This window comes from Paenibacillus sp. J22FR21, assembly GCF_056269135.1.
This window is the reverse complement of the sequence record NZ_JBWDNJ010000004.1, coordinates 469,738-493,751: the sequence shown is the minus strand read 5'-3', so window position 1 is coordinate 493,751 and position 24,014 is coordinate 469,738. Positions and strand designations below refer to the sequence as shown.

The 24,014-nt window shown below is 51.9% G+C and carries 23 protein-coding genes; 21 read left to right on the top strand and 2 right to left on the bottom strand.

Translation table 11 applies throughout. The annotated features are described in order from the left end of the window. Nucleotides 1-15: 15 nt before the first annotated feature. The 8 genes from AC0YNS_RS17675 (at nucleotide 16) to AC0YNS_RS17640 (ending at nucleotide 11,622) form a co-directional block, all read left to right on the top strand. Nucleotides 16-648, top strand: a complete 633-nt coding sequence (locus AC0YNS_RS17675; protein ID WP_475782280.1) for a D-sedoheptulose-7-phosphate isomerase — start codon at nucleotides 16-18, stop codon at nucleotides 646-648. Beyond that, complete coding sequence (locus tag AC0YNS_RS17670; protein WP_475782279.1) at nucleotides 645-1,634, top strand: ROK family protein; 990 nt, start codon at nucleotides 645-647, stop codon at nucleotides 1,632-1,634. Before AC0YNS_RS17675 ends, AC0YNS_RS17670 begins: the two co-directional genes overlap by 4 nt. A gap of 4 nt (nucleotides 1,635-1,638) precedes the next feature. Beyond that, nucleotides 1,639-4,137, top strand: a complete 2,499-nt coding sequence (locus tag AC0YNS_RS17665; RefSeq protein ID WP_475782278.1) for an alpha-mannosidase — start codon at nucleotides 1,639-1,641, stop codon at nucleotides 4,135-4,137. Between the two features lie 186 nt (nucleotides 4,138-4,323). Continuing rightward, nucleotides 4,324-6,171 (top strand): cache domain-containing sensor histidine kinase, encoded by a 1,848-nt coding sequence (locus tag AC0YNS_RS17660; RefSeq protein ID WP_475782277.1) that lies wholly within the window; start codon nucleotides 4,324-4,326, stop codon nucleotides 6,169-6,171. After that, on the top strand, nucleotides 6,149-7,777 hold the full coding sequence (locus tag AC0YNS_RS17655) for a response regulator (protein ID WP_475782276.1): 1,629 nt from the start codon (nucleotides 6,149-6,151) through the stop codon (nucleotides 7,775-7,777). The genes AC0YNS_RS17660 and AC0YNS_RS17655 overlap by 23 nt, the downstream gene beginning before the upstream one ends. A 114-nt stretch (nucleotides 7,778-7,891) precedes the next feature. Then, entirely contained in the window at nucleotides 7,892-9,334 is a 1,443-nt protein-coding gene (locus AC0YNS_RS17650; RefSeq protein ID WP_475782275.1) for an extracellular solute-binding protein, read from the top strand. A 92-nt stretch (nucleotides 9,335-9,426) separates the two neighbouring features. Beyond that, nucleotides 9,427-10,296: a carbohydrate ABC transporter permease gene (locus AC0YNS_RS17645; protein ID WP_475782274.1), complete on the top strand. Its 870-nt coding sequence runs from the start codon at nucleotides 9,427-9,429 to the stop codon at nucleotides 10,294-10,296. A gap of 6 nt (nucleotides 10,297-10,302) precedes the next feature. Beyond that, the gene (locus AC0YNS_RS17640) at nucleotides 10,303-11,622 is read left to right on the top strand and encodes a carbohydrate ABC transporter permease (protein WP_475782273.1); all 1,320 of its coding nucleotides are present in this window, start codon (nucleotides 10,303-10,305) and stop codon (nucleotides 11,620-11,622) included. Between the two features lie 92 nt (nucleotides 11,623-11,714). Here the strand turns inward: AC0YNS_RS17640 and AC0YNS_RS17635 are convergent, their stop codons facing one another. Beyond that, nucleotides 11,715-13,007: a BaiN/RdsA family NAD(P)/FAD-dependent oxidoreductase gene (locus AC0YNS_RS17635; RefSeq protein WP_475782472.1), complete on the bottom strand. Its 1,293-nt coding sequence runs from the start codon at nucleotides 13,005-13,007 to the stop codon at nucleotides 11,715-11,717. Nucleotides 13,008-13,229: 222 nt separating this feature from the next. On the opposite strand from AC0YNS_RS17635, the gene AC0YNS_RS17630 reads away from it, so the two are divergent. The 10 genes from AC0YNS_RS17630 to AC0YNS_RS17585 all read left to right on the top strand — a co-directional run bounded on the left by AC0YNS_RS17630 (nucleotide 13,230) and on the right by AC0YNS_RS17585 (nucleotide 20,479). Then, nucleotides 13,230-14,921 carry a two-component system sensor histidine kinase NtrB gene (locus AC0YNS_RS17630; RefSeq protein ID WP_475782272.1) on the top strand — a complete coding sequence of 564 codons (1,692 nt, stop codon included), beginning with the start codon at nucleotides 13,230-13,232 and terminating at the stop codon, nucleotides 14,919-14,921. Nucleotides 14,922-14,933: 12 nt separating this feature from the next. Continuing rightward, nucleotides 14,934-15,608: a hypothetical protein gene (locus AC0YNS_RS17625; RefSeq protein ID WP_475782271.1), complete on the top strand. Its 675-nt coding sequence runs from the start codon at nucleotides 14,934-14,936 to the stop codon at nucleotides 15,606-15,608. 46 nt (nucleotides 15,609-15,654) lie between these two features. Beyond that, nucleotides 15,655-15,792 carry a hypothetical protein gene (locus AC0YNS_RS17620; protein WP_177186857.1) on the top strand — a complete coding sequence of 46 codons (138 nt, stop codon included), beginning with the start codon at nucleotides 15,655-15,657 and terminating at the stop codon, nucleotides 15,790-15,792. 12 nt (nucleotides 15,793-15,804) lie between these two features. Next, complete coding sequence (locus AC0YNS_RS17615; RefSeq protein ID WP_475782270.1) at nucleotides 15,805-16,227, top strand: DUF3905 domain-containing protein; 423 nt, start codon at nucleotides 15,805-15,807, stop codon at nucleotides 16,225-16,227. Nucleotides 16,228-16,324: 97 nt separating this feature from the next. Next, a complete protein-coding gene (locus AC0YNS_RS17610; protein WP_475782269.1) occupies nucleotides 16,325-16,759 on the top strand; it encodes a BrxA/BrxB family bacilliredoxin in 435 nt (144 codons plus the stop codon). A 21-nt stretch (nucleotides 16,760-16,780) separates the two neighbouring features. Then, on the top strand, nucleotides 16,781-17,590 hold the full coding sequence (gene nadE, locus AC0YNS_RS17605; protein WP_475782268.1) for an ammonia-dependent NAD(+) synthetase: 810 nt from the start codon (nucleotides 16,781-16,783) through the stop codon (nucleotides 17,588-17,590). Nucleotides 17,591-17,800: 210 nt separating this feature from the next. Next, nucleotides 17,801-18,901 carry an SGNH/GDSL hydrolase family protein gene (locus AC0YNS_RS17600; RefSeq protein ID WP_475782267.1) on the top strand — a complete coding sequence of 367 codons (1,101 nt, stop codon included), beginning with the start codon at nucleotides 17,801-17,803 and terminating at the stop codon, nucleotides 18,899-18,901. Nucleotides 18,902-18,929: 28 nt separating this feature from the next. Continuing rightward, nucleotides 18,930-19,715, top strand: coding sequence for a molybdate ABC transporter substrate-binding protein (gene modA, locus AC0YNS_RS17595; RefSeq protein ID WP_475782266.1), 786 nt, complete (start codon nucleotides 18,930-18,932; stop codon nucleotides 19,713-19,715). Nucleotides 19,716-19,774: 59 nt separating this feature from the next. Further along, nucleotides 19,775-20,170, top strand: a complete 396-nt coding sequence (gene acpS / locus AC0YNS_RS17590) for a holo-ACP synthase (RefSeq protein WP_475782265.1) — start codon at nucleotides 19,775-19,777, stop codon at nucleotides 20,168-20,170. Between the two features lie 84 nt (nucleotides 20,171-20,254). Continuing rightward, nucleotides 20,255-20,479 (top strand): hypothetical protein, encoded by a 225-nt coding sequence (locus AC0YNS_RS17585; RefSeq protein WP_475782264.1) that lies wholly within the window; start codon nucleotides 20,255-20,257, stop codon nucleotides 20,477-20,479. A gap of 68 nt (nucleotides 20,480-20,547) precedes the next feature. Here AC0YNS_RS17585 and AC0YNS_RS17580 read toward each other — a convergent pair whose 3' ends face one another. After that, the gene (locus AC0YNS_RS17580) at nucleotides 20,548-20,892 is read right to left on the bottom strand and encodes a c-type cytochrome (protein WP_475782263.1); all 345 of its coding nucleotides are present in this window, start codon (nucleotides 20,890-20,892) and stop codon (nucleotides 20,548-20,550) included. 173 nt (nucleotides 20,893-21,065) lie between these two features. On the opposite strand from AC0YNS_RS17580, the gene AC0YNS_RS17575 reads away from it, so the two are divergent. From AC0YNS_RS17575 to AC0YNS_RS17565, 3 genes are all read left to right on the top strand, one after another. Next, the gene (locus tag AC0YNS_RS17575) at nucleotides 21,066-21,902 is read left to right on the top strand and encodes an AraC family transcriptional regulator (RefSeq protein WP_475782262.1); all 837 of its coding nucleotides are present in this window, start codon (nucleotides 21,066-21,068) and stop codon (nucleotides 21,900-21,902) included. Nucleotides 21,903-21,934: 32 nt separating this feature from the next. Beyond that, on the top strand, nucleotides 21,935-23,251 hold the full coding sequence (gene mutY / locus AC0YNS_RS17570; RefSeq protein ID WP_475782261.1) for an A/G-specific adenine glycosylase: 1,317 nt from the start codon (nucleotides 21,935-21,937) through the stop codon (nucleotides 23,249-23,251). A 68-nt stretch (nucleotides 23,252-23,319) separates the two neighbouring features. Continuing rightward, on the top strand, nucleotides 23,320-23,952 hold the full coding sequence (locus tag AC0YNS_RS17565) for a bifunctional 4-hydroxy-2-oxoglutarate aldolase/2-dehydro-3-deoxy-phosphogluconate aldolase (protein ID WP_475782260.1): 633 nt from the start codon (nucleotides 23,320-23,322) through the stop codon (nucleotides 23,950-23,952). The last annotated feature ends 62 nt before the right edge of the window (nucleotides 23,953-24,014 follow it).

Below are 24,014 nucleotides of genomic sequence, written 5' to 3'. Positions count from 1 at the left end.
AGGAATCGATTGCTTATGAATCCGCATCTGAATGTGCTTCAAAGCAAATACCCGGAGCTTGCAGGATGCCTCGCGGATATCCAGCGCAGCTTCGAGCTGATTGAAGCCTGCTACCGGCAGGGCGGGCAAGTATTGGTAGCGGGCAACGGAGGCAGTGCTGCCGACAGCGAGCATATCGTCGGGGAATTGATGAAAGGATTCATGCTGCCGCGTCCGGTTCCGCAGTCTTTTCGAGAATCGGTAACAGAGCTGTTCCCGGCAGAAGGGGACGCACTTTGCAATAGCTTGCAAGGCGCGCTTCCCGCAATCTCGCTAGTCAGCCACAGCGCACTTATGACGGCATTCGCTAACGATGTAGCCTCTGATATGGTCTTCGCCCAGCAGGTGTACGGATATGGCCGGGCAGGGGATGTATTCCTCGGGATCAGCACATCGGGCAATTCTCGCAACATTATCCAAGCGATTCAAGTAGCCAAGGCGAAAGGGATGATCTGCGTCGGATTAACCGGAAGCTCAGGAGGATTAATGAAAGCGCTTAACGATTGCACGATCGTTGTCCCGCATGCCGTAACGCCGGACATCCAGGAGCGCCATCTGCCCATCTATCACACGCTGTGCATCATGCTGGAGGAGGCGTTCTTCGGATGAGTATAGTGACCTATGCCGGGCTTGATATCGGGGGCACGAAATGCGCGGTTACGCTGGGGCATGCAGCAGGGGCGGCAGGTGAGCAAATCGAATTGGTAGATAAGGTAGCTTTTCCGACCGAATCGACTCCCGAAGCCACACTAGACAAGCTATCAGCACAACTGGAGCTGCTCCTTAATCGGCATCCGGCGGAGAGAGAACGGCTCAAGGCAATAGGCATTAGCTGCGGCGGTCCACTGGACAGCCGCAATGGGCTGATTCTATCGCCGCCGAATCTACCGAACTGGGATCGCGTCGATGTCATCACGCCTATTAAACGACACTTCGGCGTCCCGGTCGGCTTGCAGAACGATGCCAATGCATGCGCGCTGGCCGAATGGCAGTGGGGAGCGGGGCAAGGGACGCGGAACATGATCTTCCTCACGTTCGGCACCGGCATGGGAGCCGGACTCATTCTGGATGGCCGCCTGTATACCGGAACGAACGATAATGCAGGCGAGGTTGGGCATATAAGACTTGCGGAAGAAGGGCCGGTTGGGTACAACAAGGCAGGGTCCTTCGAAGGATTTTGCAGTGGAGGCGGGATTGCAAGACTTGCGCAGTCTAAGGTAGTTGAGCGGCTTGAAGCAGGCGCTGCGCTGCCATCCTATAACCAGCCACAGCAACAGGTTACGACGAAAGCTGTCGCGGAAGCTGCAAGGCAAGGGGACTCGCAGGCTTTGCAGATTTTCGCAGAAGTTGGACGTATGCTTGGGCGGGGCATCGCTGTGCTGATCGATATAATCAATCCGCAGCGCATCGTCATTGGCAGTATTTATACCAGGCAGCAAGAATTGCTTGATCCCTATATGTTTGAAGAGCTGCGCCGTGAAGCGCTGAGCGGTTCCGCAGCCGTTTGTGAAATCGTTACTGCCGGACTTGGAGAGCATGTCGGCGATTATGCCGCGTTATCCGTTGCCCGGAATCTCATGGAGAAGAGGGATTGAATCGATGAATAACAGCATTCAGCTGCATATGATCGGCAATGCACATCTGGACCCGGTATGGCTGTGGCAGTGGCAGGAAGGTTATGCAGAGATAAAGGCGACGTTTCGTTCCGCACTTGATCGGATGATTGAGTTTCCGGACTTTATATTTACTTGTGCAGGGGCTGCTTACTACGAGTGGATTGAGCAAAATGCGCCGGAGATGTTTGCAGAAATTCGCGCCAGAGTGAGCGAAGGGCGCTGGGTTATCGTAGGGGGCTGGTGGATACAGCCGGATTGCAATCTGCCTTCGGGGGAATCGTTCGTTCGGCATGGTTTGTACAGCCAGCGGTATTATCAAGAGAAATTCGGCGTGATGGCGAAGGTCGGCTACAATGTCGATTCCTTCGGTCATCACAATATGCTTCCGCAAATCCTGAAGAAGAGCGGCATGGACAGCTATGTTTATATGCGTCCGCAAGAGCAGGAGAAGAGCATGGAGCGCAACGTGTTCTGGTGGCAGAGCCTCGATGGCAGCCAAGTGCTGGCCTTCCGCAATCCGATCAGCTACAACAATTCCTCCTCTATTCAACATGACGATCCCGTCTATGGCAAATCACTGGAGGTCATGGAGCTGGCCGAGCAGCATGAGCACCATTTCATGGGCTTCTATGGCGTGGGCAATCACGGCGGCGGTCCGACCATCGCTAACATCCAGTCCATTCACCGACTGCAGTCGGATCTAGGCAGCGAACGTTTCCGGTTTAGCTCTCCGAATGCTTATTTTGAAGAAATGATGCACAGCGGCGTGCAGTTCCCGGTATTCGAGGACGATCTGCAGCATCATGCGAGCGGCTGCTACTCCACCCATTCCGAGTCCAAAGCGTTGAACCGCAAAGCGGAGCACCGATTGATCACGGCAGAGAAGTTCGGTACACTCGCACACTTGCTTGCTGGCTACGATTACGCCGCACAGGACATCCAGCGGGGCTGGAAGAATGTCATGTTCAATCAGTTCCACGACATTATGGGCGGCTGCTCCGTCCAGGAGGCTTTTACAGATGCGAGGGAAGCCTATGGGGAATCGCTGAATATCGCGGCCGTGACGCTGAATGCGGCGCTGCAGCGAATCTCGTGGTCGATTGATACGATGAAGGACGAAATCCAGTCGCTCAGCAAAGATATGGACTGGGTGCTCTGGGAGCAGAAGGATGCAGGCGTTCCGGTCGTCGTGTTTAATCCGTTGTCTTGGGAAGTGGATGCGCTGATCCAAGTGAACAAGAAAGTGACGAGCGTCACGGATGATCAAGGCGAAGTCATCCAGCATCAGATCGTCCGTGGCTCGCGGACCAATGGCAGTGATGACAAGTTCGATACAGCGTTCATGGCGCGTGTTCCGGCACTGGGTTACCGAGTGTATTGGATCTATAAGGAGAAAATGCTCGGAGAGGCCGCTTCGCCAGAGCATCAGTTAATCGCAGAACCGGCAGCCTTAGAGAACGATTGGCATCGCGTAGAATTTGAACCGCATACCGGTCATATCCGCAGATTATATGACAAGAAGAATGCGATAGAAGTATTAAGCGGCAACGGCGCTGTGCCGATTGTTATTGACGAGCATCATTGCGATACTTGGGCGCATGGCGTATTCGAGTTTCGGGACGAGGTTGCGAGATTCGGCGATGCCCAGGTGAAGCTGCTGGAAGCGGGGCCGCTCCGCGCTGTCATGCGAGTAACGAATCGCAGCGGTCAATCCGAGCTGCGGCAGGATTTCATCTTATACCGCGACAAGCCGGGCATTGAAGTGCGAGCGAAGCTGGATTGGCGGGAGAAGCATAAGATGCTTAAGCTTTCTTTCCCTGTACGCGTCAGCCAGCCTAAGGCGACATACGAAATTCCGTACGGCTATATCGAGCGTCCGGTGAACGGCGAGGAAGAACCGGGCCAGCAGTGGCTTGATGTAAGCGGATCTCCCGATGTTCCCGGTCTCAAGCAATATGGTCTCACACTGCTGAACGATTCGAAGTACAGCTCGGATGTGAAAGACAACGAACTGCGGATGACGGTCGTTCGCAGCCCGATCTACGCGGACCACTATGGCGAACGAGACGAATACTGCGAATTTATGGATCAAGGGCTGCAGCAATTCCGCTATATGCTCCTTCCACACGAGGGTGGTTGGCAGCAAGCGCAGGTGACCAAGCGGGCGCTCGAGCTGAATGTCCCGCCTATTCATATCGTGGAAACGTACCATAAAGGCTCGCTTCCTCAGTCGTCAGAGGGAATCCGAGTGTCCGCAGATAATCTGATCGTTACGGCATTTAAACCCGCAGAGGATGGCGACGGTTACGTGCTGCGTTGTTATGAAGCGTGCGGGCATGGCGGCGAAGCCGTGATCGAGGTGCCGGCGCTGAAGCGAACGTGGACGCTGCGTTACGGTCAATGCGAGATTAAGACATTCCGCATTCCCGCTGACCCGGATCAAGAAGTGTCCGAGGTGAATATGATCGAGTTTCCCTATTAGCATGAAGCGGGCAGCAGCGCTCTAATCTGCCGTAAACAGTCTGTTCCCGAGTGGCAGGGATGGACTGTTTGTGCTGTGCACCGCGAAATCTATCACGATTTTAGTAGAAGGAAATCTAAAAACTAATGATAGAAAGGCCCTGCTCCATCTATAATTTAAGTAATTAAGGTGAGAAGGTGTTTTAGGATGCAGAAGATGCGGACAAAGGTGCTGCTATTTCCTTACCATTGGATAACAAAGTCGCTCTATCGGAAGATATGGTTCTGCTTCTTCATCACCATCTCAATTACCGTCTCGGCGCTGGGGCTCGATTATTATATCCAAACCTCCTCGGACATCAAGCAGCGTGCGGTCGGCAACATGGAACAGATCAGCAATCAATCAGCCGCCACACTGGAATCCTATATGCTGAACGTGAAGAACTTCGCGTGGGATTATTTTGGCAATAAGGATTTCCAACAGTTTGTCAGCAAAATGGGGGCCGATCCGGATGCGTACTCGCACTACTCTGCGAAATTCAGCCAGTTTCTGACCGATAACCCGGTGGTGGACTATATTATGGTCAGCCAATTGGACGGTTATATGCTCTCTAGCGGCAGAATGAATGAAAGCAACGAGCTGGACTTTGATTTCGAGCCGATCGAGAAGGCCGCTGTCGCCAAGGACGGGAAAGGGATTTGGGTCCCGACGCATACAATCGACGCGGCGACGAATCAACAAGTTAACACCCTGATGTTCGCGCAAGCGGTCAAAATCATCAATTTCAATATCGACACTCCTATCGTCGGTGTCATCTATATCCGGCTCTCGCCGGAATATCTGAAGAAGTGGCTCGGCGATATTGCCAGCGACGAACAGGGCAACTATATGCTGGTCGACTCGGCAAGCGGGCAAGTGATGCTCTCGGATCATGAGCGGACGGACGCGCAGCTGCAAGGCCTAAACGGGCTGTTTCGGTTCAGCTATGGCATATCTTCCCGATACATGTTCGGCGATGACCACGGCGTAGAGACGTTGTTCGTTTCCAACGAGCTTAACAATACGTCCTGGGCGCTTATTGGGAAAGTTCCGCTGCAGGTACTGCTGAAGCAGTTGAATACGTTTGCTCTCCGCACGCTTGTGATCGGGATGATCTGTCTGCTTGGCGCAATGGTGATCGCAAGTCTCCTCGCCAGTCGTATCATTACGCCGCTTAAGCTGTTGAAGAATGGGATCATTTCCATCGAACAAGGCAATTACGAGGTTTCTGTGCCCGTTACCTCTAAGGACGAAATCGGATACTTTATCCGACATTTCAATCAGATGGCGAAGGAGATCAACTCGCTCATCGTGAAAGTATACGAGACGGAGCTGGTGAAGAAGGATGCGGAGATCAAATCGCTGCAATCCCAAATCAATCCGCATTTTCTGTACAACACGCTTGGGATGATCGACAGTCTGGCCTCGCTTCACGAGGATGACCGCATCAGTCTGATCAGTTCCTCCCTTGCCAAAATGTTCCGGTACAACATCAGCGGCGGCCATATGTCCACGCTGCAAACCGAAATTCGGCAGCTCGAAATCTACCTGTCGATTCAGCAAATTCGTTTCGGAGCGAGGCTTCGTTATTCCATCGAGATTGAGGAAGGGCTTCATGCTACGCTGACGCCGAAACTGCTCTTGCAGCCGCTGGTCGAGAACAGCTTCATTCACGGAATAGACCATCTGACACAAGGCGGGGAAATTCGTATTCGAGCTTACAGTCTCTCCGATTCAGACGCGGCTATTACGATTTGGAATAACGGCCCTGCGATTGAAAAGCAGAAACTATTGTTGCTGCAAGGGAAGCTGGAGCAATGCCAGCAGCTTAACTATTCGGATCATACGGCTTCATCCATCGGCCTGTTCAATGTGCTTTACCGCATCAAGCTAGTCTTCGGCAGCAGCTATGGGTTAACCGTTCAAAGCAGCCAAGATCAGGGGACGACGGTAACGGTTCTGATCAAAAAAACGCGAGTAGAGGAGCCTTCCTATGAAATTGCTAGTCGTAGATGACGAACAGCTGATGAGGCAGGGCATTATGAAGAAGATCCAGATGTCCGGCCTGCCGATCACATCGATCTCCGAAGCGGGAGACGGCGAGGAAGCTTTGCGAGTGTTGCACGAGTTGAGGCCTGATATCGTAATTACGGATATTCGCATGCCGCTTATGGATGGGCTCACTTTCTTGAAGGAAGCGGCGCAGGCAATGCCCGAGCTGCAGTTCATCGTGATTAGCGGTTACGGAGAGTTCGATTACGCCCGCAAAGCCATTCAATTCGGGGTGACCGATTACCTGCTTAAGCCAGTCGACAAGGAAGAGTTGAAGGAGAGCTTGATGCGGGTCTTAGACAAAATCCGGCAGCGCCTGGAGCAATCCGAAGCAGGCGAGCAGATTAAGCATTTGCAAAGCAGCGCGGAAGAGTCGATTCGGGAGCGGATGCTTAGCAAGCTCATCCAATACGGACCCGGAGGCGTGCCCCAAGCGGAGAGAGACGAGCAGCTGCTCGCGCTGCGCCGGAACTGCAGCTATTTTGTCGCGGTTGTTTTCGTGCTTAAGGCGGTCAAGCTGCCGCATCTGTCCTTTCGGCAGGGGGACGAGAAGCTGCTTTCGTTCGCTGTTCAGAATATGATCTCTACCGTTCTCGAATCCACAGAGCGCAAAGGCGTGTTATTCCGACATGCGATGCTGGAAAATGAGCTTGTTTATGTGCTCGGCGGCCATTCGCCGGTTGAAACGGATACGCTCCACCTTGAGCTTAAAGAAATTCTCGGCGGCATTCAGCGCCTTCTGAAGCTGGAAGCAACCATCGGATGCGGCGGTGCCGTCAATCAGATGGAAGTCATACAGCAGTCCTACCAGCAAGCGAAGCAAGCGCTTCGCAATTGCATTCTTCACGGCAATGGCCGTATTTACATGATCGATGCCGGCGAACAGGTGAAAGCGGGCTTGCATTCCGTGATCTCCAGAGAAGACGAGGCCTTGCTGCTGCGCTTCCTGAGCGAGTGCAACGTCTCCGCGCTGACAGGCTGGATTGATGAACGTGTCGGGCTGATTGCTACAGGCAAGCAGGTGTACTTCGCTCATCTGGAAAGCTTCTGCGTCGAATTCCATCTCCTGCTGCGCAAATATTTGCTCACCCAAACGAGTATCCCCGAGTGGATTATCGGCGAGTTGGATGATCTGCTGACGTGGCTGCACGGCCTTACACAGTGGCAGGACATTCTAGGACATTTAAGCGAAATGGTCCACAATATCGTCGGCCACTTGTATAAACTGCGTCATTCCTCGGAATACAGCGTCATCGACGAGGTGAAGCTCTTTATCGACAGCTCGCTGCATGAGCCGATTAACCTACAAACCATTGCAGACCGATTCTACTTCCATCCCAGTTATTTCTCCCGCCGATTCAAAGAACGATTCGGTGAAAGCTTCGTAAACTATCTGACCGCAGCCAGACTGCGCAAATCCGAACAGTTTCTGCGAGATTCCAATTTAAAAATCCAAGAGATAGCCGAACTTGTCGGCTTTAAGGATGCCGCTTATTTCAGCAGCGTCTTCCGCAAGTCTACCGGCATGACACCGGTACAATTCCGTGCAGCGGTATCATCAAAATTTTAATAGTGCATAAGTTCGTTATTTCCATTAACGTGTTCAGCCGATCCAGCTATGATTAACCTGTAAACGGCGGCGGTGGCGACTGTGACCATGCTGTTTATGCTCAGGAGGTAAGGAATGAGAGAGCACAAGATTCCTAACGGGACGGCCGCTGGATTGCTGGTAGCCGCCTTATGCTCAGTACTGCTTAGCGCGTGCAATTCCAATAATAATCTATCAGGTTCGGCTGCAGGTGCAGGTGAGGATAACAACGGGGCTGTGGCAGCCGAGAATAGCGGAGCTGCTGTAAATGCTTCACTGGATGAGACGGAGCCAATCATAGAGATAACCGCTTGGGATCAACCGGCACCTGACGATCCCGGCAAGCCATTCATTGAAAGCCGGTTTAAGAGGTTCGAAGAGCTTCATCCTAACATTAAGGTTAAGCATGTTGAAGCATTCCAGACGAATGTACGCGAGAAATTTATGACAGCGGTTGCAGGCGGAGAAGGACCTGATGTGATGGAGCAGCCGTTTCCGGACATGCAGCTCTATATGCAGAAGGGGATTGCCGCAGACATCACGGACTTGATGAATAACTCGCCCGATAAGGACCGTTTCATTGACGGCGCGTTTGATCTGGCAACGAAGGACAGCCGAATTTACGGCATTCCAAGCTTCATGTATTCATCCGGATTACTTTATAACAAGTCGATGTTCAAGAAAGCAGGGATCGACAGTCCGCCGAGGACGTGGGATGAATTTACTGAAGCAGCCAAGAAAGTGCAGCAGCATAATCCGGATACAATCGGCTTCGATATTCTGGGCATGGACTGGGCGGATTGGCATTTTGAATATTACGTTTGGCAAGCAGGCGGTGACTTGACGGAGCTTCTACCTAACGGGACCGTTAAGCTGAATTTCAGCTCGGAAGCGGCTGTGAAGGCGCTCCAATATTATAAAGATTTGAAATGGACCCATAAAGTAACGCAGAAGAATGTCGTGCAAGATTACAACGAGAATTTGCGAGACTTCTATACCGGCCGATCAGCGATGATTCTGGGCAGCTCGGACAGCTTCGGCAACTTCTTGAAGCAAGGGATGAAAGCAGAGGATATTGGGTTCACGCCCTTCCCGATCGGACCATCAGGCAGAGCGCCTTCGCAAGTGGGAGGGAATTTCTGGATGCTGAATCCCAAATCGACGCCGGAGCAGCAGAAAGCCGCATTCGAATATGCGATGTTCTTCCTGTCGAAGGAGCATATGGAGGCATGGGCGCAATTCTGCTTGGACAACGGCTTTGCGATTAATCCGCTGTCGATTGTCAAAGACTTCGATGTAACGAAGTGGGTGAAGGATTTACCTCCGGATTATGTAGCGGCTGTCCAAGCAACGGCGAAGGATAAGCATCTGGAATACTATCTGAAAAGCAGCCTGAGCAGCTACCTCGTGAAGCCGATTCAGACGATTCTGCTTGATCCAAGCGCCGACCCGGCCACGGAGCTCAAGGCGGCCGAAGCACTTGCCCAGAAGGAAGTGATCGATAAGTATAACAGTGACATTATGGCAGGCGGCAAATAGTTGATCGGATCCGGTCTAAGCAATTTATTACTGCACCGCGCCTCATAGCGATTCGGTAGTCAAGCGCGGTGCAGCAAGTAGGTGGTGAGGAAATGGTGAATAAATGGAAGATCCCGTGGACACCGATTTTGTTCCTGCTTCCTTCTGTCGTTGTATTCTTTATATTCAAATATTACTTGCTGTTCAAAGCGGTCTATATCAGTCTCTTTAACTACGATATTATGACCCCGCCGGGCAAATTTGTCGGGCTTGGCAATTACTTCGAATTTCTCAGCAGCCATACGTTCTGGGTTGCGATGAAGAACACGTTCATATTCTTCGGTTTGTCGGTGCTGCTCGTATTCTGGGTTCCGATTGTGCAGGCGCTCTTTCTCAGTCATATGAAGCGGTTGAGCGGACTCTTTCTTGTGCTTTATCAAATTCCGAATGTACTGCCGCTTGTTGCAGGCGCGTTGCTGTGGAAGTGGATGTACAATCCCGATCGTGGACTGTTCAACTATTTGCTGGGTAAGCTCGGGCTTGGCCCGTACGGTTTTCTGAATGACCTTCGCATGACCAAGCTTGCGATTGTGCTGCCCGGCTTCTTCGCCAGCGGCGGTATCGGCGTGCTGCTTTACTATGCAGCCATCAAATCCATTTCATCCGAGCTCTTCGAAGCAGCGAAAATTGACGGCTGCGGGCCCTGGCGGCGCATGATGCTGATGATTTTGCCGAACATTTCGTTCGTCATCATCATTCAGTTCGTCGGGTTTATGTCAGGTGTTCTGCTGTCGTTTGATACGATATTCGTTATGACGCAAGGCGGACCGGCAGATGCCTCGCTTGTTGTGGCGCTCATGATACAGAAGACGGCTTTCGAACAATCAAGATTCGGGGTTTCGGCAGCGCTCTCCTTCTTCATGTTCCTCTTGATCGCCGTACTGACCGTGATTCAATTCCGCTTGCAAAGAGAGGACGACTGACCGCAGATGAGACCTAACCGTATTGTGGAAAAAGGCGAACGTAAGCTGAACGTCGCTTCCTATCTGGTTACGATCGTGTTCGTCGCGCTGGGACTTCTTCCGCTCGTTTGGCTGCTCGTAACGGCTATCATGGATAACGAATCGATTGAATCGACGACACCGAAGTTTCTTCCGAGAATTCCGCATACGATCGAGCTGACACTGGATTACTCCGGCTTGGGGAACCAGGAGCAGACGTTCTACGAGAAGGATGCGATGAAAGCGATCTGGTATCCGTGGCGAGCCTTCATGCGGGATAATATCGGGGAGATTACCGTCACCGGCATTAAGGATGGGCTCGAGCTGTATAGGGCGAAGACAACCGCAGCGGAGTTCTATGTGGGGCAGCCTTTTATCGTGTCCACCGATCGTTTCTCCGACAAAATCATGAATACGAAGCTGGGCCAAATCCGCGAGCGCCGCTTATCGGATTTCACGTGGTACGGGATATCGGAAGGTGATGCTTATGTAGGGAAGCCCTATCTATCAGATGAAGCGCTGAGTAAACAGCTGCGAGTCTACTTCGACGAAAGTGGATTGCTGGATGGTAAAGTGGTGGAACTGGAGCAGTCTCGTAACTGGCTGCGTTTGTTTGACAGCTTCCGAAGCTTGAATCTGCTTGCGGTGGAATCGGCGGGAAGCCTAGGATTCTATCATTTCTTCATGAACAGCCTCGTTATCTGTCTGGTAGTTATCGCGTGGCAGCTCTTCTTCGGGGCGTTGTCCAGCTATGCGCTCTCACAGCTCATTCCGAATCGAAGAATTCGATTCATCGTCCTGATGTATTTCCTCGCAACGATCATGATCCCTAGCGTATCCGTGCTCATTCCGCAATATTTGCTCATGCAGAAGCTCGGCCTCGTGGACAATATTTGGGCCATTATTCTACCGCATTTTGCATGGGGGTTCGTGATCTTTCTGTTCAAGGGGTTCTTCGATCAGCTGCCCAAAGAGCTGCTTCAAGCAGCACGCGTAGATGGCGCTTCGGAGCTTCGGACATTCCTGCGTATCGTCGTCCCGATGTCCGTTCCGGTCTTTACGATCGTGGCTGTGCTGACCTTTATTCCGGTATGGAATGATTTCCTCTGGCCTTACGTGGTATCAAGGTCGCCGCATAATTGGACATTCACGGTGGCGATGAACGATATGCAGAGCGGGCAGAACCCACGGCCCAACTGGATCAGCGCGAGCGGTGTCATCTCGATTCTTCCGCTGCTGCTCGTATTTATGATTACGCAAGGTGCGCTGGAGAAGGGGATGTTGTTTACCGGCGGAGTGAAGGGTTGAGTCAGGTCGCTAGAAATGTTGCTTAGATGACAACATTGTTGAAGCACAAAAAATGGTGGCACGGGGATAGTCCCTGTTGCCACCGTTTCTATTTATACGGTCTGCATCGCAGCATGACTGCCTGCAGTATAACCGGTCGAGAAAGCTGCCGTGATATTGTAGCCGCCGGTATAGCCATGGATATCCAGGATCTCGCCGCAGAAGTAGAGTCCTTCCTTGCATTTGGACTGCATCGTCTTCGGATCGATTTCTTTGAGGTTGACGCCGCCGCCCGTAACGAAAGCTTCCTCAATCGATAAGGTTCCATTCACGTAAATCGGGAATGCCTTCATCAGCTGGCTGAGCTCGCGCCACTCTTGTTTTGGAATATTATCGTAGGTGACATAGGGATCAAGTGTTGTTCGTCCCAGCACAATCGGTAGAATCCGTTCAGGCACAAAGCCTTTGAGCACATTGATGACGGCTTTCTTGGATTCCGATTTGGCCGCACTCAACGATTGATTATAGAGATCCTCTACACTCGAGTCCGGGAAAAAGTCAATCGTCAGCTGAACAGGAGCTTTGGTCTTCACCCGCTGCTTGACGACGAATTGACTGCAGCGCAGTACGATCGGACCGGAGATACCAAAGTGCGTAAACAACATGTCGCCTCGATGCGTGATGATCGATTTGCCTTTCTCATTATGAACGCTGAGCGCGACATCTCTTAACGCAAGTCCCTGAATCTCTCGTTTTACGATGAAATCTTCCTTCGACGTCAGCGGTACCTCGGTCGGGAATAGCGGCGTAATGGTGTGACCGGCAGCTTCAGCCCAAGCGTAGCCATCTCCGGTCGAGCCTGTGTGGGGCACCGATTTGCCGCCGACAGCGACGATTACGGCGTTGCCGTCAATTCGTTTGCCGCTGGCAAGCTTAACGCCAAGCACTTTATCTTCATCATACAGCACACTCGCAACCGGCGAGTTGACCAGCAAGTCCACATTGTACCGTTTCACTTGGCCAACCAAGGCATCGACTACCGTCTTCGCTTTGTCCGAAACGGGGAACATGCGGCCGTTATCTTCCTCCTTGAGCGCGATGCCCAGTCCCTCGAAGAACTCGATGATCTGTTTATTGGAGAAGTTACTCAGCGCACTGTGCAGGAATCTGCCGTTGCCGGGAATGTTTTTGATCAGCTCATCGGTATCTTTATTGTTCGTTACATTGCAGCGTCCGCCGCCGGAGATGCCGAGCTTGCGCCCTAGCTTGTCCCCTTTGTCGAGCAGCAGGATTCTGGCTCCGAGCCTGCCGGCTGCCACAGCAGCCATCAGACCGGCAGAGCCTGCACCGACGATGATAATATCATAGGGTTTCATTTCTACTATTCCGCCTTTATATAGTGGAATCTTATCCACGAGTTTCACTAATTATTTACTGAATAAAACTGCAATTTACCGTTAATTATCATACTACCCCGAATATCCGGCGTCTACTCATTGGTCAGTTTTAAAACTACCATTTTGAAACGTTGTAAATTTCCAAGACCTATGTTTTAATCGGATTAACAGATTATTTCTATTACATATACTGGGTTTCTAGGTGCTAGTAGGAAGGTGGGACTAGTCTTTGTGTGGAAGCTAATACTCCTGCAAATTATCGTAGCTTTGATGCCAGTATTCGCCTTTCAAGTTTGGTACGATTATTCGAAACCGCGCAAAAATATTCCCATCATTCTCATCCTCATTTGTGGAGCCTGCGTCCTTCTGGGGCTGGAGGTTTGTGTTGAGATCAAAGAGTTCTACTTGGATTACCATTATGCACCGCTCCTAATCGGTTCGTTATACGGCGGTATAGGCGTATTGATCCCATTGGCAACGATATTCATCGTATCGGAATTATATATGATGGATGGACTATCGGTCTGGATCGACGCTATTGGAATGCTGCTGCTGCTTTTCCCCATTATTTATAAGTATCATAAAGGTTTCCTGAACTTCTCCAGGCCACGTAAGCTTAAGATCGTGATGGCTTCGACTGCTGTCATTCTATTAATTCGCGCAAGCGCCTTCATTTATTATGAGCGGACCGAACAACCAGACCTGAACTCTACTGACCTCCTCTACTTGATTGGCCACGAGCTGCTCTATTTCTTGGTTATGTGGATGATGCTGACCTTTGCTGAGAATTTCATCCGCAGGCAAATGACGGCATACGAGCTCAACGGCATTTCCAACAACTATCGCATCGAGGTCCAGAAGCTGCAGCAATTTATTGATGAAACGCCGCTCGGCGTCATCTTCGTGGATCAACAGGGGACCATTACCCATATCAACGAAATGGCGATTCACCTGCTGCGTGATAAAGTAGGCGGCAAGCTACGCCACGAGCTGGTTGGCCAGCCGTTTACGATTATGTACGATCATATCGAGAAGGATGTCCTTGGCAGGCTGCTCTATCAGGCGCTCAATGGGCATCGACTTACGACGGAATATGTGCAGGAACAGGGCAAAATGTACGTCAATTCCGGCATCTGCGTGCGCGATATGCAAAATAATGAGATCATCGGAGCGGCTCTCATCGCCCATGATATCACCGAGCTTAGTCGCCTCCGTGATGAGATCGGTCGGATGGAACGATTAAGTTTGGTCGGCCAAATGGCGGCAAGCATTACTCATGAAATCCGTAACCCGATGGCCGTTATTCGCGGCTTCGTACAATTAATGCGGGAGCGCAGCCCGGAGCATCAGCAGGAATATTTTCGCATTGTGATGGACGAGCTTGATCGAGCGAATAGTATTATTAACGATTTCCTCTCCCTGGCTCAGAATCGGATTATTGAGAAAGAAAGCTGCTCGCTGCATGATATTCTTAATGAGATCATGCCGCTGCTTTGGGCAGATGCCAATTTGCGCGGACAGTCGATTGAGCTTCGTTTGGCGGAGCGGATTCCATCCTTAATGTTGAATGAGAAAGAGATGAAGCAGCTGATCTTGAACCTTGCCCGGAACGGCATGGAGGCCATGGATCAGCATGGCGTGCTGACGATCCAGACGGAATCGCACATCGATTATGTGGAGCTTCGAGTAAACGATAACGGCAGCGGTATTCCCAAAGAGAAGCTGGAGCGTCTGTTCGAACCATTCTTCACGACTAAATCCCGCGGTACCGGCCTTGGCTTACCGCTATGTTTGAGCATTATCGAGCGTCACGGCGGCGGTATACAAGTGGATTCCCAAGAGGGAGTCGGTACGACGTTCATTGTCAAGATCGACAGATCCCGTAATCATAATGAAGCCGCCGCTGCACTGAGCAGCTACTAAGGAGAAGAGAACATGTCTGAAGCGATCGAACTCGGCCCTTTACGATTGGATGCGATGCTGCTTGCGGGTCTTCTATCAGCGGCAGTTGGACTGGCCATGTTCAAGATATGGCTCTCGCGATCATCTCTTCAAAGGGAGACCCATTGGCTGGACATCGCATTGAATGCTGTTATTTGTACGATTATAGGCTGGAAGCTGGCGTTCCTTGTTCGAGATCCGGAACTGCTGTGGGAACGGCCAAGTGCGTTGCTGCTTGTTCGCGGCAGTGCCACCGATACGGCTTTCGGTTTTCTTCTCGCTTGTGCCTATGTTGCTTACGCAGGCAGGAAACGTAAAATTCCGCTTAAGAAGCTGCTGGATGTGTGGCCTTATGCGATAATACCAGGTTGCATCGTGTGGACGTTGTTAACGGACTTTCCCTATGCCATCCCTTATGCACTGCTCCTTGCTTGCGTATACGGAATCTTATTTCGGACCGGTGCTTCGAGTCGGATCGGCAGCGGGGAATCCGCCTCCCTTAGTCTTCTTGGCACTGGCATAGGTGGATTGTTCGTTAGTCTGTTTGCGGCATATCCTCCCGGAACATTACCTGCATTGACCTTTGGATTGACGATGCTGCAATGGCTTTTTATCGTGTTGTCGTTTATCGGTATTTTCATGCCTCGGAAGGTATTGATTAACGGATAAGCTGCTTGCCCCTCGCGCATACTAGCGGTGGAAGGGGGTGCCAGCATTGGGAAATAAACAACAGCAGCACAATGCCGGGGCTCAAGAAGCCGCAGCAAGCAATAAGCAGCGCAGCAGCGGTAAAGCACCGGAATCGGAAGGCTATGACAAGAAATTAGACGGCCCTAATCGCCCTGCGGACTAAGGGGGAATTAGAATGAGCAAGAAGAAACAAAAGAGGCCTATCTCGCAAGTCGATCTGTCTTCATTCCCGCCAGCGGCCGGTAAAGACGACTTGTCATTGGATCCGTTCGAGATTAATTTTCTACCGGAATTTCAATCGGGCCGAGGGCCGCATGATCCTTTCGTCAACGAATACGGCGTAGTGATCGGCGATCATCACTATGAGTCGCCTGAGTCTCCGCTCAGCCAGTGGACGGAAGAAACGGACCCTGAAGTCATGGCAGGCAACCAATGGGTGCATCCGTATAAGGATATCGGTTTCCTAACCAGCGAGAACCTGGATTATTTCGAACAAAAGATTCCTCCGCGTGGGGGGATTTATATGCATCCGGACATAAATGTCGTCTCAGCCATTGCAGAGGATGTTGCGGATTCGGATCGGTCAAAAGAGAAATAACAGCAATCGGGCGCGGTCCCGGTTGCTTTTTCTTTGCTTTCAAATAGAGCGGGGCGTATAATAGAAAGAAAATTGTACTTTTAAGGAGCGATTATACATGTCGATGTCTTTTGAAAAATACATGGTAGATATGGTGCAGCCAATGCGCGATGATTTAACTCGAATCGGAATTGAGGAGCTTCGTACACCTGACGACGTTGCTGCTAAATTGACGGATTCCAAAGGAACTGCGCTTGTTGTTGTTAACTCCGTTTGCGGCTGTGCTGCAGGTCAATGCCGTCCAGGCGTAGCACAAGCGTTGCAGCATGATATCACGCCGGATCACCTGTATACGGTATTTGCCGGTCAAGATAAAGAAGCTACTGCCAAAGCGCGTGAATTCTTCGCGCCGTACCCGCCGTCTTCTCCATCCATCGCCCTGATGAAAGACGGAGAACTCGTTCATTTCATTGAACGTCATCAAATCGAGAACCGTTCGGCTGCTGATATTGCTGCAGATTTGACATCTGCTTTCGAGCGCTTCTGCCGTTAAGCGGTGTAAGGGGACATGGGGATGAGCTTGCAGGACGAAATCATTAAGCAGTTGGGCGTTAAGCCTGAAATCGATCCAGAGCAGGAAATTCGCCGTCGCGTTGATTTTCTCAAGGAATACGTGCGCAAGTCCGGCACGACGGGGCTGCTCATTGCGATCAGCGGCGGGATCGATAGTGCGGTAGCAACAGGTCTCTGCAAGAAAGCGACAGACGAATTGTCCGCGGAGACAGGCAAAGAATATATGACTCTCGGCGTGTTCCAGCCTTACGGCGATCAGGTTGATATTGCAGACAGCTACGCGGTTGCGGAAGCATTCAATCTGAAATATCGCGTGGAGACCAACATTCAAGAGGCCGTCGATGAGATTGCCATTGAAGTGGAGCACAGCATGAAGTCGATCGGCATCTCGCGCCACATCAGCCGCGGGGGCAAAGGCAACGTGAAAGCCCGTACCCGCATGGTGGCTCAATATGCACTCGCATTCGAGCTTAATCTGCTCGTTGTCGGGACAGACCATGCATCCGAAGCGGTCACCGGCTTCTACACCAAGTGGGGCGACGGCGCGGTCGATATTACGCCGCTCACGTCCTTGAACAAACGGCAGGTTCGCCAGCTGGCAGCTGCACTCGGCGTACCGGGCGCAGTCGTCACCAAAGCGCCGACAGCCGGCCTCTGGGATGGCCAAACCGACGAGAACGAGCTTGGCATCACCTACGATGACAACAGCTCCTACCTCGAAGGCAAACAAATCGACGACGCGATTCGCGAGAAACTCGAGAAGCAATTCATCAAAACCGCTCACAAGCGTGACCCGATTCCGGGTATCTAGAGCTGTTTAAACCCGCCCCGCCGGCATATTGCCGGCAGGGCGGGTTTTTTAGTTTCGGTGCAAGTGCAACTCCTTCTAATCAATTCGCCATGAAACTACGCAGGACAAGTGGTATGATAAGGAAAGTAACGCAAAGCATCATGGATATGCAGCACCGCAGGTCAAAGTTGTGTGAGTTCAAATGAACCTCATGGGGAGGAAGCTCAACGAATGAATGCAGCAGTGTGGAAACATCGCAATCCATTAATACATACGCGCAGGGCACTGTCGGAGGGACAGCTGACGGTTGGTTTTATCGGCGGGTCAATCACAGATGCGCGCACACGGCACAATTGGCCGGAGCCCGTCATTGCATGGCTGGTCGAACAATACCCGAGTGTGAGAGTCGTGGTTGAAAATGCAGCGATCGGAGCAACCGGCAGCGAGCTAGCCGTATTCCGTGCCAAACGAGATCTAATTGATCGCGGCTGCCAGCTCGTGTTTATCGATTATGCCGTGAATGATTATGGCGATCCGTCGGATCAAAGAAGGCGAACAAGAGAAGGGTTACTCCGAAAGCTGCTTGCTGATGGAGACCGCGATATCGTGCTCGCGCATACGTTTATGCAGAATATGTATGCGGTGATGAGCGAAGGCGGTGTGCCGGATTCGATCGCCGAGTTGGAAGAGCTGGCAGATCACTACGGGATCGGTTCGGTGTGGATGGGGATGTATGCGCTTGAAGAAGTGCGCAAAGGCCGAATGCGCTGGGAAGAGTGGCTGCCGGACGGCTTACATCCCACTCATAGAGGCAGTTTAAGCTATGGGCATAGCATCATCACTTTTCTAGAGAAAGAGCTGCTGGGTGAGGCGATCAACGCCAAATCAGCTGTGCCCGCTTCCGAGTCCCTCCCTGCACCGCTGCATCCGCAGCACTGGGGAGCCGCAGAGCTGCTGCCGCTCGCACAAGTACAAACCGAGGGCCCATGGGTCATCCGCCGCTGGCCGTTCTATGAATGGATCGACCTGCTGGAGACCGCAGCAGTGGGCGCGAAGCTGTCCTTCACGTTCGAAGGTCGGGGACTGTCGTTAGGGTTTGATTTTGGCAAAATGTCCTCCGAATTTCGTTATCGGATTGACGGTGGAGACTGGGTGACCATGTCGCGCGAGCGCCCGGATTGGTGCGGGGATGACGGCTGGTATCGAGCCTGCTTCCTAGGAGATGATCTGCCGCAAGGCATTCACAAATTGGAGTTGGAAGTCACGCATGGCGACGGTCCGGAATGCAAAGGGACGAACTTCAGGTTGGCACATATCGGCGTCATCCGCTAGCGTGCGTAAATGTATATCGGAGATGAACATGAACAGATCGATTCCATTATGCAGTTTGATCATTATCGTACTGCTCTGCGCAAGCTTGTCATCATGCAGCAAACAGCCACAGCAACCGGCCGAGCTAACCGTATCGGCAGCCTCGAGCTTGAAGGATGCACTCACCGAACTGAAAACGTCTTATGAAGAGCAGCATCAAGATGTGCGAATCACGTATAATTTTGGTGCATCGGGCACGCTGCAGCAGCAGATCGAACAGGGAGCACCGGTGGACCTGTATATTTCTGCGGGCCAGAAGCAGATGGATGCCCTCCAGAACAAGGGTTTGGTGGGTGTGAGTCCGATTTTGCTGCGTAATGAGCTGGTTCTGATCGTGCCCAAGAAGCCCAATGATTCAACAGTAGCCGCACCTTCTGAGCTAACGGTATTAACCGATGCCGCTTATAAGACAATTGCGATTGGCGTACCAGAGAGCGTACCGGTCGGAAGCTACACGAAGCAGTCGCTGACAGAAGCGGACATCTGGGACGCAATCGAGCCGAAGTTGGTATACGCGAAGGATGTAAGGCAGGTGCTGTCCTACGTAGAGACCGGCAACGCAGACGCCGGTTTCGTCTATTTGACGGATGCCATGACATCAGCCAAAGTTACGATTGCGCTAACGGTAGCCTCTGAAACGCATAAGCCAATCGTGTACCCGGCAACGGTAGTGAAGGGAACGAAGCATCAAGAGCAAGCGTTGGAGCTGCTAGGTTTCCTGCAAAGCGAAGAAGCGGGAAAAGTATGGAAGAAGTACGGATTTATTTTGCCCTAGTGTAGTGAAAGGCTTACCAATCATATACTCCACATTCACAAGTAAGGCGGTTGACAGCAGTGATTATCGGTATTGGGCATGACATCTCATCGCTCGAGCGAATGGGCAAAATAATACAAGGCGATAGCGGCGCAAAGTTTATGCGCCGAATTCTGACCGAGCGCGAACTGGAGCTTGCCGATGCGGTAGGCGGGAAACGGCTGGTCGAGTTTGCAGCTGGCCGGTTCGCGGTGAAGGAAGCGGTGTCTAAGGCATTTGGCTGCGGGATTGGAAACAAGCTTTCTTGGCATGATATCGAAGTGGATCGTCATGAAAGCGGGAAGCCGGTTTGCCGACTGACAGACGGTGCCTGGGACCGGCTTGGCTTGATGCAAGCGAAGACGAGCATCCATGTCACGATTACGCATGATCAGTCATTGGCCTCGGCTTTTGTGATCGTGGAGCAGCTGGATTGAAAACGGATGCATAACATCGTCACCTAAAGCCCATAATTGGAATATACCAATAGGAAGTATGCAGGGTAGAGGGACGGTGGTAGGATGACGGCTCACTCTGAACGAAACGATAAGCGCTATTACAAGAGCGGAGAGCTTGTTCCGGCAGACGGCGTGTACGGAGATGCTTGGGGCAGTTTGCTGCCGCTGCTTGCGGGAGATCTGTTTCCGACTCATCCGAAGATGGGCGCATCCAAATGGTCCTTTGAAAGTACGTTGACTTCCGGTTTGCCTCAATTGCGTATCGGTAAGCGAAACAATCGCAATTAAAGATAAAAGATCCTTGCCGCAGCAACGTCATGCTCAAGCATTACGCCGCTGCGGGAAGGGTCTTTTTATTATTTCTTGGCACTTAACCAACTCGCCAGCTCCTGGACTTCGTCTGGTGTAAGCTTGCCTGAGAAGGCAGGCATACCGCCGCCGCCTTTATTAATTTGAGCGGTGATTTGCTCCTTCGTCATCCTTTTGCCAACATGCTGAAGGTTCGTTGTAGGTCCTATCCGGCCCTGCAGCTCCGATCCATGGCACGAAATGCAATTGGATTTATATACCTTGGGTACGTTTGAGGCTGTCGTCGAAGTCGGTGAAGACGAGCCGCACCCTGTCAACAGAATGACCATAAGCAAAGCAAGCATCGGGAAAAAGCGTGATATATCAATGTTTTGGCTGGTAGAAGTGCGCATAGGTGAGCGTAATCCTCCTTCTGTTGATGGGCAAATAAGTGAGACTTTGGTAGGAGATTCTCGGATTGCACCGTCCGTTCGGAGGTGTTCATTAGGCCGAAGAGTGCGTTATAATAGGAAAATGCGTGACACTCGCAAAAATCTGAAAAGTGGGAGACGCAGGTGAAAAGAAAATGAAACATACCTACAAGACGATCATACAGAATTATTTTCACCGATTTCAAGCGGACGTAACCATAGCAGCATTCTCTGCGCCTAAGAACGGACAGGCCATGGAGCAAGTTTCAGAATTTTATAGACTCTGGTTTATTATAGAGGGTGAAGGCGAGCTGATGCAAAGCGGCCGCTTGTACCATACCAAACCCGGACAGTTGCTGCTTATGCCACCCGGCAAGCAATCGTTTAATACGGGATCAGCGCCGAATGCGGTCTACTGGTGTAATTTTCGAGCATCCATCGGGGATATGGAAATGTTCGATCTGCTTAAGCTTCCGCTTATTGTGGAGCCGAAGGAGCAGGTTCACCTGCGGACATTGTTTGAACGGTTGATCGACGTCTACAGATCTTCGATGATTACAAGGGAGCTGCGCATTCGGGCGGCTTTGTTTGATATTATGGCTATTTATTTGGAATATGGCGGCATTAGCGAAGAGTCGCTTCAACAGGTCGAACCGCTTGAGAAAATCGATCGTGTACTGGATTTTATCGAGCATCATTTGTCCGAACAGATCGGCGTGGAAGATTTGGCTAGGCTCGCATATCTCCATCCGAATTATTTTATCGGCTATTTCAAAAATATCGTCGGTTACGCTCCGACACAATACGTGAACATGCGCCGAGTGGAGCGAGCTAAGCAGCTGCTGGAGAAGCCGGATTGCAATATTTCTGAGGTTGCTCAGCAGGTTGGGATGCAGAATCATTACTTATCGCGGATGTTCAAGCAATACACGGGCGTTACGCCGAGCCGCTATCGGCAAATCTATTTGAGCAAAAAACAGAACAAAACATGAAAGTCGTGTATGGCTGAGAGGATGAAACAAACATGGTGTCGGAGGCTTCACGCTATTTCAGTATTGAACTTCTGAAGTGGTATTTAGCAAATAAACGTGTGTTGCCGTGGCGAATGAATCGCGATCCTTACCGGGTATGGGTTTCGGAGATTATGCTGCAGCAAACGCGAGTGGATACGGTCATTCCGTATTATGAACGGTTTATGGAGAAGTTCCCGACAGCAGCCGCGCTTGCAGAAGCACCGGAGCCTGAGGTGTTGAAAAGTTGGGAAGGGCTCGGTTATTATTCGAGGGCTCGGAATTTGCAGGCTGGGGCACGTGAGGTGCTTAGCCTCTATGGGGGCGTCGTGCCGGATAATAAAGAAGCGGTAGCTGCGCTGCGCGGAGTTGGGCCGTATACGACAGGTGCGATTATGAGCATCGCGTTCAATCGACCGGAGCCGGCAGTGGACGGCAATGTCATGCGCGTGCTGTCTCGCTATTTCTGCCTGGAAGAAGACATTGCGAAGCCGTCTACGCGGATCGGCATCGAGAAGCTGGCGGCATCGCTGATTCCCGAAGGCTCAGCGGGTGACTTCAACCAAGCGCTCATGGAACTGGGAGCGCTTGTGTGCACACCGAAGTCACCGGGCTGTCTGACTTGCCCGGTGATGATGCACTGCGAAGGCAGGATGGCAGGGAAAGAGCATATCCTGCCGATTAAGACCAAGGCGAAGCCGCCGCGGCCGGAAACGCGGCTTGCTGCCATTCTTACAGGCAGCGGCGCGCATGAAGGCAAGCTGCTCGTGCGGCAGCGGCCGGAGAGCGGCTTGCTCGCCCAGATGTGGGAGCTGCCGCATGTGCTTGCGCTGCCCGGGGATAGCGGCGGTGCCGCGAAGCGCAAGGGCCGAGGCAAAGCTGCCGCAGCCGCAGCTGCGGCGGAGCTCGAAACCGCAGCGGCTTCCATCGCCGAGGTTCCAGCACCGACCGCCGGTGCAGGCAGCTTGATGGACCGCCACGCGGCCCAAGCCGACTATCTGAGCCGCGTGTTATCGGCGGAGGAAGGCCTGCTTGTCAGGCCGACAAGCTGGTGGGGCGAAACGGAGCATGTGTTCAGCCACATCGTGTGGGACGTGCAGGTATTCCGCGCGGAATTCGGATTCTGGCAGCAGCAAGCTGAGGCTGACGCGAAGGCTGCCACAGCAAATGTAACTGAACATCTTGCCGCAGAAACTGCTCCATCATACGGGCTGCCCGAAGGAAAAGCGCTCGCCAACTATCGCTGGATCGGTCCTGAGCAGATGAAGGAGCTTGCGTTCCCGAACGTGTTTTTGCGTATTTTACGCGATTATTGGAATGGTTTGGATTGATTTTCGTAAAGGTCTCGTTCTACAATGATCTATAGGATTGTCCATAGTGATGAGGAGGATGCTTAAACGTGAGTCAAATGCTGGAACGATTGCAGCAAGAGAAGGTTGTAGCTATTTTTCGTTATATCGAGGATCAATATGCAGACCAGGCGGCCGAAGCGCTGATTAGCGGCGGCATTACCCTGATGGAAATTACGATGAATACCGAAGGTGCTGCCGGGATGATTAACCGTTGGCGCGATAAATACGGCGATCAAGCCGGAATCGGCGCAGGAACCGTTCTTGATCTGGATATGGCGAAGGAAGCCGTAGCAGCTGGCTCCCAGTTTCTGATTTCTCCAAACTTGGATGAGTCAGTGGTGGAATATGGGTATGCAAACGGTGTGCCGGTATGGCCCGGCGTTATGACACCTACAGAAATTGTTCGTGCATGGAAAGCCGGTGCCGAAGCGGTAAAGATCTTCCCGATGGGTACACTCGGCTGGAAATACTTATCCGAAATCCGCGCACCGCTGGACAAAATCCCGATGCTCGCAACGGGCGGCGTCGATCTGGACAACATCGCAGATTACTTCAAAGCCGGTGCATGTGCAGTAGGCATGGGCAGCAAGCTTGTGAATTTGGATTGGGTGCGCAGCGGGCGGTTTGACCTGCTGACGGAGCGTGCGCGTCAGTTTGCTGATGCAGCTAAAGCGCTGTAAACGACCGGTAGCATGAGAATGTAAGCGTGGCAGCCTGCCGCGCTTTTTTTTTATCACCCAGT